This window comes from Sphaerospermopsis sp. LEGE 00249, assembly GCF_014299995.1.
GTDB lineage: Bacteria > Cyanobacteriota > Cyanobacteriia > Cyanobacteriales > Nostocaceae > Sphaerospermopsis > Sphaerospermopsis kisseleviana.
The window spans coordinates 1-8,342 of record NZ_JACJUZ010000122.1; the positions used below are offsets into that span (position 1 = coordinate 1).

The following is an 8,342-nucleotide window of genomic DNA, read 5'->3' on the forward strand; positions in this document are numbered from 1 at the left end:
AGGAGTCTGGGCCGTGTCTCAGTCCCAGTGTGGCTGATCATCCTCTCAGACCAGCTACTGATCGTCGCCTTGGTAGTCCCTTACACCACCAACTAGCTAATCAGACGCGAGCTTATCTTCAGGCGATTAATCTTTCACCTTCCGGCACATCCGGTATTAGCAGTCGTTTCCAACTGTTGTCCCCGACCTGAAGCCAAATTCTCACGCGTTACTCACCCGTCCGCCACTAACTCCTAAGAGTCCGTTCGACTTGCATGTGTTAAGCATACCGCCAGCGTTCATCCTGAGCCAGGATCAAACTCTCCGTTTTGTTAAGTTTGCTTTTAGCTCTTTTATTTTTGTTTACTAACGTATCCTTTTTTATCGCCAGAATTCGTTAGCTGAATTTCTTTGACGAGGAATGGTCGTCTTTATTTTTTCAAAGTATTATTTTGTCTCGGTTCAGTGGTGGGCTTCGTTTGCCTCACCTCATTTAATATAGCTGACCTCTCTGGGAATGTCAACTACTTTTTCAAAAATTTTTTAGACTTTTTGGGAAATGGGTTGAAAGCTTTATTGGAACAGGGTTTGGTGCTGTTGGGACTACCATTATTTGTGCAGAGGGGAGGAGAAAGGGTTGGATTTTGTGATCTATTTGAATTTTTGAAGTGGTGAGGTTAATTTGCTCATGTGGTCAAATTTGCCAAAATATATCTGTAAGCTAGGATCAGTGGGCATTCAGGATGGTCTTTTGGGGTTCAGGATGGAAGGTCTGCTGGTTATATATCAAATAAATAGGAAGGATGTATGGATAGCAATAACTGGTTGGAACAGTTAATGATGTTAGGTTTAGGAACTACATCTTTGGTTGCTGATAAGCTTAAACAGGTAGGTGATGAATTGGTGAAGGATGGGAAGTTGAATCCTGAGCAAGCTAAGGTGGTGATGGATGATATTGTGCAGCAGTTGAAATCGGAGCAGGGTAATTGGGAAGTGCAGATGCAACGGCAGATGCGGAATATGATGCAAGATTTGGGGGTTGCTCGTCAGTCTGAGGTGGATGAACTGCGGGGAAGAATTGATCGTTTGGAGCGTCAGGTGCGGGATTTGGAAAATAAGCTGTGGCGTTAGAGTGCGGATTGTGTTTTAAACTGGTTTCTGTCCTGTTGGTAATCTGTTTACCAAGCTACCTATATAGGGAGGGCTGATTTTGAAAGGAATTTTTTTGAGCGTGGTATTCATGCTGGTGTGTATTGTGGCTTTGGTATTAGTACAAATGGGTGGTAATCAGGATACTGCTGTTGCTGCTAAGTTAAGTCAAAATCCACCAGTTTCCACTGCTGTAATTGAAGAAAAAACTACTCTAGTAGCGAGCAATATTATGTCTGATGCGAATGTCGTAACTACTTCCTCTGGACTAAAGTATATTGAATTAGCAAAGGGGGATGGTGAAGCTACTCCTCAAAAGGGACAAACGGTTGTAGTTCACTATACTGGTACTTTGGAAAATGGGAAGAAGTTTGATAGTTCACGCGATCGCGGTCAACCTTTTAGTTTTAAAATTGGTATAGGACAAGTCATTAAAGGTTGGGATGAAGGTCTGAGTACAATGAAGGTGGGCGATCGCCGTCAGTTGATTATCCCTTCTGAGTTGGGTTATGGCGCGCGTGGTGCTGGTGGTGTGATTCCTCCTAATGCTACTTTGATTTTTGATGTGGAATTGTTGGATATTAAATAAAATTTGGTGATGGGTAATGGGTAATGGGTAATGGGTAAACAAATTACCGATTATCAATTACCTGTTATTGTTAATAATTGTTTGGTCTAGCTAGGTTTTTGAATTTTGTAAATTGAGGATCAAATAATAGTTTTACTGTTCCTGTAGGTCCGTTACGGTGTTTGGCTATAATGACTTCTGCTATTCCGCGATCTGGTGTGTCTGGTGAGTAATATTCGTCGCGGTAAAGCATGATGACTAAATCTGCATCTTGTTCAATGGAGTTATGAACAATGATGTTATTGGCGACAAAGTTATGTAAATTGGGAACTGTTAAGTCAAATACTTCTTCTTCTCTATCTGGTATGATTGCGACAATTTTATCCCAATCAGTCATGGTTTGTTTACCCGAAATAGATAGATGTCTTGGTAAACATATATGTTGTTTAGGACTTAACTCATCTAGTCTTTTCCAACCATGAATTGTGAGGAATTTGTGATTAGCAGTTGCTCTAATTTTTCTTCCTAGTCGAGTTTTTAAGGTAAATACAGGTTTGATACCTGTAGAAAAGGCGTTACTCACAATAGCTTTTTCTAGCTTCATTGTTTTTTCATTTAATGCCCAAACTGAGAAACTAGATTGCCCTACTAATTCTTTAATTGGTACTTGTAATCCAGTATTTGCTAAAGTGATTAAGCTATCACCTGTTAAACAACCAGATTCTCTTAAATCTGACAACATCGGGCGTTTATTAGTCCTTGCTTCTACTCCCCGACTTAACTGTGATAGGGCAATTACTGGTACTGATAATTCCCTTGCTAAACCTTTTAAAGAACGGGTAATTTTTGATAGTTCTTGTACGCGATTATCTCCTGCGCCTTCCATTAATTGTAGATAATCTATTATTATTAATCCTAGTTCTGTGTTCTGTTGTGCTTGGAGTTTTCGCGATTGACTCCGCATTTGTGTAACTGTAATATTGGGAGTGTCGTCAATAAAAATGGGCATTTCTGAAAGCATACCAATTGCACGACCTAAAGAGTCCCATTGGGTTTGGCTAATACGTCCACTTCGTAAATAACCGCTTTCAATTTGGGCTTCACTGGCTAATAGTCTTTGTACTAGCTGTTCTTTTGACATTTCTAAGCTGAATACTGCGACTGGTAATTTATAACCTGCGGCGATGTTGTGAGCTAGGTTTAAGCAAAATGCTGTTTTTCCCATTGATGGTCTGCCAGCGACGATGATTAAATCAGAACGCTGAAAACCGCTGGTCATGGCATCTAAATCATAAAAACCGCAGGGAATACCAGGTAAAGCAATGCCTTCATGTCTTTTTTCAACGTCTTGGAAGGCGTTAATTAATGTATCTGCTATGTGAACTAAACCTGATTCTGGTTTTTCTTGAGTAATACTAAATACTTTCTGTTCTGCTTGATCTAAAACTATGGGTAATTCTGTTTGTGTCTCGAAACCTAGTTGTACAATTTCGTTACCTGCTTTGATTAATTGCCTTCGCAGGTATTTTTCCATGACTAATTCTGCTAGGGCATCTATGTTAACTGCTGATACTGTACGATCTACTAAAGTGGCTAATTTATTTCTGCCACCAATGCGGGTTAGTTTATCGTTGTCTGTTAACCAACTGGTGAGGGAAAGTAAGTCTGTGGGTTTACTTTGGGCGTGAAGAGTGAGGGCGGCTTGATAGATTTCTCTATGGGCGTTAATATAAAAGGCTTCGGGAACGAGGCGATCGCGTACTCTTCCTATAGCTTCTGGATCTAGGAGAATACCCCCCAAAATCGCTTCTTCTGCTTCGATGTTTTGGGGTGGGAGACGATCGCTGCCATCACCTTGAAAACTTAGTTCTTCAGCCATAAGCAATTTAGGATTTATCAGCAGGATTTAAATATTAGCTTCAAGCTTAACTTGGTAGTTTGCAGGTAAAAGGCAAAAGGCAAAAGGCAATACTTAATTTTCTTCATTACCCTATAACCTTCTTACCTGTCACCTGTCACCTGTCACCTATCTTAGCTGGCAACAACTTCGATATCAATTTGGGCTGTTACTTCAGAGTGCAGCTTGATTTCGGCTTTATATGTACCCAGGTGGTTGATATCAGAAATGGTGATACCACGTTTGTCAATTTCTTGACTGGTAGCTGCTTTAATTGCATCTGCTACATCTTGGGTGGTGACAGTACCGAAGATGGCTTCGTTTTCGCCTACTTGCTTGGCAATTGTTAATTTAGCAACTTTTTCTAGGGCTGCTTTTTGCTCTTGTGCTTGTTGTTTAAGTTCTAGTTGACGTTGACGTTCTTGTTCACGACGGCGTTCTACTTGTCTTAAAATACCGGGGGTAACTTGAGTAGCTAGACTCTGGGGAATGAGATAATTACGAGCATAGCCGGGAGCTACATCCACTAAGTCGCCGGATTTTCCCAGCTTGCTCACATCTTTTGTTAATACTAACTGCACTCGTTTGGCCATTGTTTTTCTTTTTTCCTGTAAAATCTCGTTAAATTGGGTGTCAGCAGGATAGGTTACAAAAGTGTAGCTTGACGAGAAGCGACTTTGTTTATATCCCAAAGACTAGATATTTTAACGAATTATGGGGGGCGATCGCAACACTCAATCCCCAAAAACTTTGCCCAATATTGGCTCAATATATTTTAGGATTTACGCAAGATTGGACTAAAAATCTGATTATTTCTGGGGGGTAATTCATGACTTACTCCTACTTTGCTTCTGTTTTGCACCAGTCCTGATATTTATAAGTTAAGTAAATTCTCTGTTGCTTTTTGTGTAGATATTTTGCGCTATTTATCGGCAATATTGAGAAAATAAACAATTTTTGGGTTGTGGTGACATAAAAATTACAATCATTATTATAATGGTTGCAGTTATTTAACACACATCACCATGAGTTCAAAGATTAAGGGTTTACAGGCAAGTTACGCTAAAACTCGCTTGCTGCTTGCGTTGTGGGATTTGGGAGGAAGTCAACAGAAGGTTGCTAAGGGTAAATAAGGTCAGAAGATGGCGGACTATCAGGGTATTTTAGAGGATTTGGAAGCACAGGGAGCGATCGCTGTCTCTAAAAAAGGTTCTGCTATTAGTTATACTCTCACATCACCAACGGGTTTAGAGGTGTTGGGTGCGGGTTTGCGTAGTAAAGAGTTTAAGTTTGAGGAAACTATTGTTGGTACTTTGGCTGCTAATGCACTGTTGCGGTGGATCAGTGATCTTAATGTTGTGTTAGGTGCGCCGGTTGCGTCTGGTAATGGGGTTAAGGGTGGGGTTATTGGTTCTTATGAGGAGTTTAAGACTGTCGCTTTAGATGTTTATGATAAGTTGAATTACGAATATAACCTGGATGATTTAGTGCCTATTTATCGCATTAGAAGAGCTTGTCCTAAGTTGACAATTTAATAGACAAACCTGTACACTCATAGACAAACCTATGAGTGACTTTATGTTTAAACGGCGTTGCATAAGTGTGGGATGAATTAGTTGAACACGGGTATTTGATTATATTTCAAATAATGAAGTAATAATCTAACTGAATATTTAAGCATATCTACGGATTTAGAATAACATAATGTCTTTCTATGTAGACGTGCTAGATAATGACGTAAACGTGTATTTTCTCCTTCAACTCTAGTCATATATGTTTTACTCACAATATGGTCTTCTGGTTGAATGAAACTAGGATAAACTTTCCATCCATCAGTGACATAAAAATAGCATTGCCAGAGTTTAACAATATCCCACAAAGGCTGAAAAGTTTCCGCACTGTGGTCTCCCAAAACCCAAGCTAAAATCCCTTGACTAAAGTGATTTACTGCTGTCCACAACCAAATTTTGTTTTTTTTGAGCCAATAAAAGTCTCTAATTCATCTAATTCACCTACTTCTGGTATTTCCTCAATTGGTGGTGCATCTGGCAATTTCTCACCAATTTGTTTAACCCAAGAAATTACAGTTGTATGATGAACACCTTGAGTACGTTCTATGGCTCTAAATCCCATCCCATTGACGTAGGATTTTAAGCAATCTTGTTTCACTTCATTTGAGTATCCTCTTGGTGGACTATAAACATCTATAAACTGACGACCACATTTGACGCAAATGTGATTTTGTTTACCTCTGCGTTTTCCATTTTTTCTAATCTCAATAGACCCACAGTATGGACAATGCACCGTATCAACCCTCAATTCATCCCTCTATTATGCAACGCCGTTTAAACCTCATGAATTTGCTAAAAAAATCGGAGTTTCAGTCAAGACCTTGCAAAGATGGGATGTTGAAGGAAGACTTCCAGCCAAAAGAACATTGTCGGGGCATCGTTTTTATACTGAAGATGATTTACTGATTACCCAGGGATTAAAACCTGTAGACTCAAAACGAAAAGTAGTTGTTTATTGTAGAGTTTCTTCGAGTAGCCAAAAACCCGAACTCAGAAACCAAGTATCCGCGATGGAAACATTTTGTTTGAGTCGTGGGTTAGCTGTTGATGATTGGGTTTCAGAGATTGGAGGCGGATTAAACTTTAAAAGAAAAAAGTTTTTATCAATTATGTTATCAATGCTTAAAGGCGAAATATCGACAATTGTTGTGGCGCACAAAGACAGAATGTGTCGGTTTGCTTTTGACTTTATTATGGAATTAGCAAGTTCCGTGAGGTGTCAGATCATAGTTGCAAATCAGGAATCTTTATCACCTCAACAAGAATTAGTGGAAGACCTAATGGCAATTATCCACTGCTTTTCTTGTCGATTGTACGGATTGAGGAATTAAGCTGTTACACAGCTAAATTGTATAATCCTAATATTCTGAACTCTTGTGGAACAGGCAAGATGCCTGTTCCACTTATACAAATTAAATGCACAACAGCTTACTCCAAAGAAATCAAGGATCATCTCAAAAATGCTATTGACAAACCTGTACAAGATATGTCAGTTTTAGACAGCAAAGAAATACAGTGTTGAGGTCGAGCAATGCTTTTATCTATCAAAACAAAACTCAAGTTAAACAAAACCCAGGAAATATTAATGGCTAAACACGCTGGTATAGCAAGGTTTACCTATAATTGGGGTTTAGCTACTTGGGCTTCTTTGCATAAAGATGGATTAAAGCCAAACAAATATATCCTCAAAAAATTCTTTAATAACCATGTAAAACCTGAATTGGCATGGATTAAAGAAAAAGGTATTTGTCAGAAAATCACTCAATACGCCTTTGATAGTTTAGGTGAGGCTTTCCAGAGATTTTTTAAAGGACAGTCTAAATATCCCAACTTCAAAAAGAAAGGGAAAAATGATAGTTTTACAATTGATGCAGGTGGTAAACCAATTCCTGTAGGTGGCACATCAATAAAACTACCAACAATTGGATGGGTAACAACTTATGAAGGATTACCTCATACTACTTGCAAAAGCATTACTATTTCTAGAACTGCCGATAGTTGGTATATAGCCTTTTCTTATGAACAAGAATGTCAACCAACTATTAAAAACTATACTATTGTTGGTGTTGATTTGGGAGTAAAGGAACTAGCTACACTAAGCACTGGTGTTACTTTCCCTAACCCTAAACACTATCAACAGAATTTAGCTAAACTGCAAAGATTATCCAAAGTCTATTGCAGAAAGGCTTCATGTTCAAATAATAAACACAAAGCCAAAACTAAACTAGCTAGACATCATGCAAGAATAGCAAACCTGCGAAAAGACACTCTTCATCAACTTACTACTTACTTATGCAAAAACCACGCCAAGATAGTAGTAGAAGATTTAAATGTTTCAGGGATGTTGTCAAATCATAAATTAGCTCAAGCAATAGCTGATTGTGGGTTTTATGAGTTTAAGCGTCAGCTAGAATATAAAGCTAAAAAGTTTGGTTGTGAAATTATAATTGCTGATAGATTTTATCCATCAAGTAAAACCTGTTCTCGATGTGGGCATAAAAAAGAAAATCTTTCTTTATCCGAAAGAATTTATTGCTGTGAGAACTGTGGTTTTGAGATAGATAGGGATCTAAACGCTGCAATTAATTTATCGCGTTTGGCTAAAGCGTGAAAGTCTACCGAGGGATAACTGCTCCCATGCTCCCGTTGAAGTAGAAAGTAAAGTCTAGTTTTGTCTAGGTTTTATATAGCAGAAATAAGTGAACGAGTTAGCCGCGAAAAATTCAATAAATGGCTGGTAGAAATGCAAGCTGATGATATTTTGCAACTGATGACAGGAGAAATACCAGATTTTACCCCTGATAAACGGGAAGATTCAATTTCTATACCTGGGACACAACTACGTTCTTATGCTAAACGCTTGATTTAATCAAATTATTTCTAAACTTTTTCGTTCCTTACACCTAAGAAATTATCATGACAAATACCCCTGTTTCTGCCATAGAAGCTGTTAACGCCGCTATCAGAAGTGTTGAATGTTAAGAAATCTGTGATAAAAATAGCCCAAAATATATTAAAATTTGAGCAAGCTATATCAAAATATTGATTTGACATGATTATAAATTCATTTCCCAAGATTGTCAAAGACATCCTCAAATCCTTGCCAAAAAATGATTATCCGGTTTTGAACACCCGTCTTTACGTTGAGTGTTGGTTGGGTTATGCCTTGGATAATAGT

The 8,342-nt window shown here is 38.5% G+C and carries 9 protein-coding genes, 1 rRNA gene and 1 pseudogene; 7 read left to right on the top strand and 4 right to left on the bottom strand.

Going from position 1 to position 8,342, the window contains the following annotated elements; genetic code table 11:
• Positions 1–310, bottom strand: a 16S ribosomal RNA gene (locus H5968_RS24020); the annotation flags it as partial.
• A gap of 476 nt (positions 311–786) precedes the next feature.
• Here H5968_RS24020 and H5968_RS24025 point away from each other — a divergent pair.
• Together H5968_RS24025 and H5968_RS24030 are read left to right on the top strand one after the other, a co-directional pair.
• On the top strand, positions 787–1,110 hold the full coding sequence (locus tag H5968_RS24025) for a phasin family protein (RefSeq protein ID WP_096571264.1): 324 nt from the start codon (positions 787–789) through the stop codon (positions 1,108–1,110).
• A gap of 79 nt (positions 1,111–1,189) precedes the next feature.
• On the top strand, positions 1,190–1,717 hold the full coding sequence (locus H5968_RS24030; RefSeq protein WP_187041947.1) for an FKBP-type peptidyl-prolyl cis-trans isomerase: 528 nt from the start codon (positions 1,190–1,192) through the stop codon (positions 1,715–1,717).
• 70 nt (positions 1,718–1,787) lie between these two features.
• Here H5968_RS24030 and dnaB read toward each other — a convergent pair whose 3' ends face one another.
• Together dnaB and rplI are read right to left on the bottom strand one after the other, a co-directional pair.
• A complete protein-coding gene (dnaB, locus tag H5968_RS24035) occupies positions 1,788–3,575 on the bottom strand; it encodes a replicative DNA helicase (RefSeq protein WP_187041948.1) in 1,788 nt (595 codons plus the stop codon).
• Between the two features lie 152 nt (positions 3,576–3,727).
• Entirely contained in the window at positions 3,728–4,186 is a 459-nt protein-coding gene (gene rplI / locus H5968_RS24040; protein ID WP_187041949.1) for a 50S ribosomal protein L9, read from the bottom strand.
• A 549-nt stretch (positions 4,187–4,735) separates the two neighbouring features.
• On the opposite strand from rplI, the gene H5968_RS24045 reads away from it, so the two are divergent.
• Positions 4,736–5,128, top strand: coding sequence for a hypothetical protein (locus H5968_RS24045; RefSeq protein WP_370569807.1), 393 nt, complete (start codon positions 4,736–4,738; stop codon positions 5,126–5,128).
• Positions 5,129–5,205: 77 nt separating this feature from the next.
• Here the strand turns inward: H5968_RS24045 and H5968_RS24050 are convergent.
• A protein-coding gene (locus H5968_RS24050; RefSeq protein WP_187041950.1) for an IS1 family transposase occupies positions 5,206–5,897 on the bottom strand; the annotation gives its coding sequence in 2 pieces (ribosomal slippage) (positions 5,206–5,559 and positions 5,562–5,897; 690 coding nt in all).
• A gap of 67 nt (positions 5,898–5,964) precedes the next feature.
• Between H5968_RS24050 and H5968_RS24055 the strand changes: the two genes are divergently transcribed.
• From H5968_RS24055 to H5968_RS24070, 4 genes and pseudogenes are all read left to right on the top strand, one after another.
• Positions 5,965–6,495: an IS607 family transposase gene (locus H5968_RS24055; RefSeq protein ID WP_187041952.1), complete on the top strand. Its 531-nt coding sequence runs from the start codon at positions 5,965–5,967 to the stop codon at positions 6,493–6,495.
• Positions 6,496–6,695: 200 nt separating this feature from the next.
• Positions 6,696–7,775 (top strand): RNA-guided endonuclease TnpB family protein, encoded by a 1,080-nt coding sequence (locus H5968_RS24060; RefSeq protein WP_187041951.1) that lies wholly within the window; start codon positions 6,696–6,698, stop codon positions 7,773–7,775.
• Positions 7,776–7,835: 60 nt separating this feature from the next.
• A complete protein-coding gene (locus H5968_RS24065; protein WP_187041953.1) occupies positions 7,836–8,033 on the top strand; it encodes a hypothetical protein in 198 nt (65 codons plus the stop codon).
• Positions 8,034–8,216: 183 nt separating this feature from the next.
• A pseudogene (locus tag H5968_RS24070) lies at positions 8,217–8,342 on the top strand (IS4 family transposase); the annotation flags it as partial.

Bases quoted from the DNA above. Each gene is read 5' to 3' on its own strand.
- dnaB (WP_187041948.1), bottom strand. From the start codon at position 3,575: ATGGCTGAAGAACTAAGTTTTCAAGGTGATGGCAGCGATCGTCTCCCA.
- H5968_RS24045 (WP_370569807.1), top strand. From the start codon at position 4,736: ATGGCGGACTATCAGGGTATTTTAGAGGATTTGGAAGCACAGGGAGCG.
- H5968_RS24025 (WP_096571264.1), top strand. From the start codon at position 787: ATGGATAGCAATAACTGGTTGGAACAGTTAATGATGTTAGGTTTAGGA.
- H5968_RS24060 (WP_187041951.1), top strand. From the start codon at position 6,696: ATGCTTTTATCTATCAAAACAAAACTCAAGTTAAACAAAACCCAGGAA.
- rplI (WP_187041949.1), bottom strand. From the start codon at position 4,186: ATGGCCAAACGAGTGCAGTTAGTATTAACAAAAGATGTGAGCAAGCTG.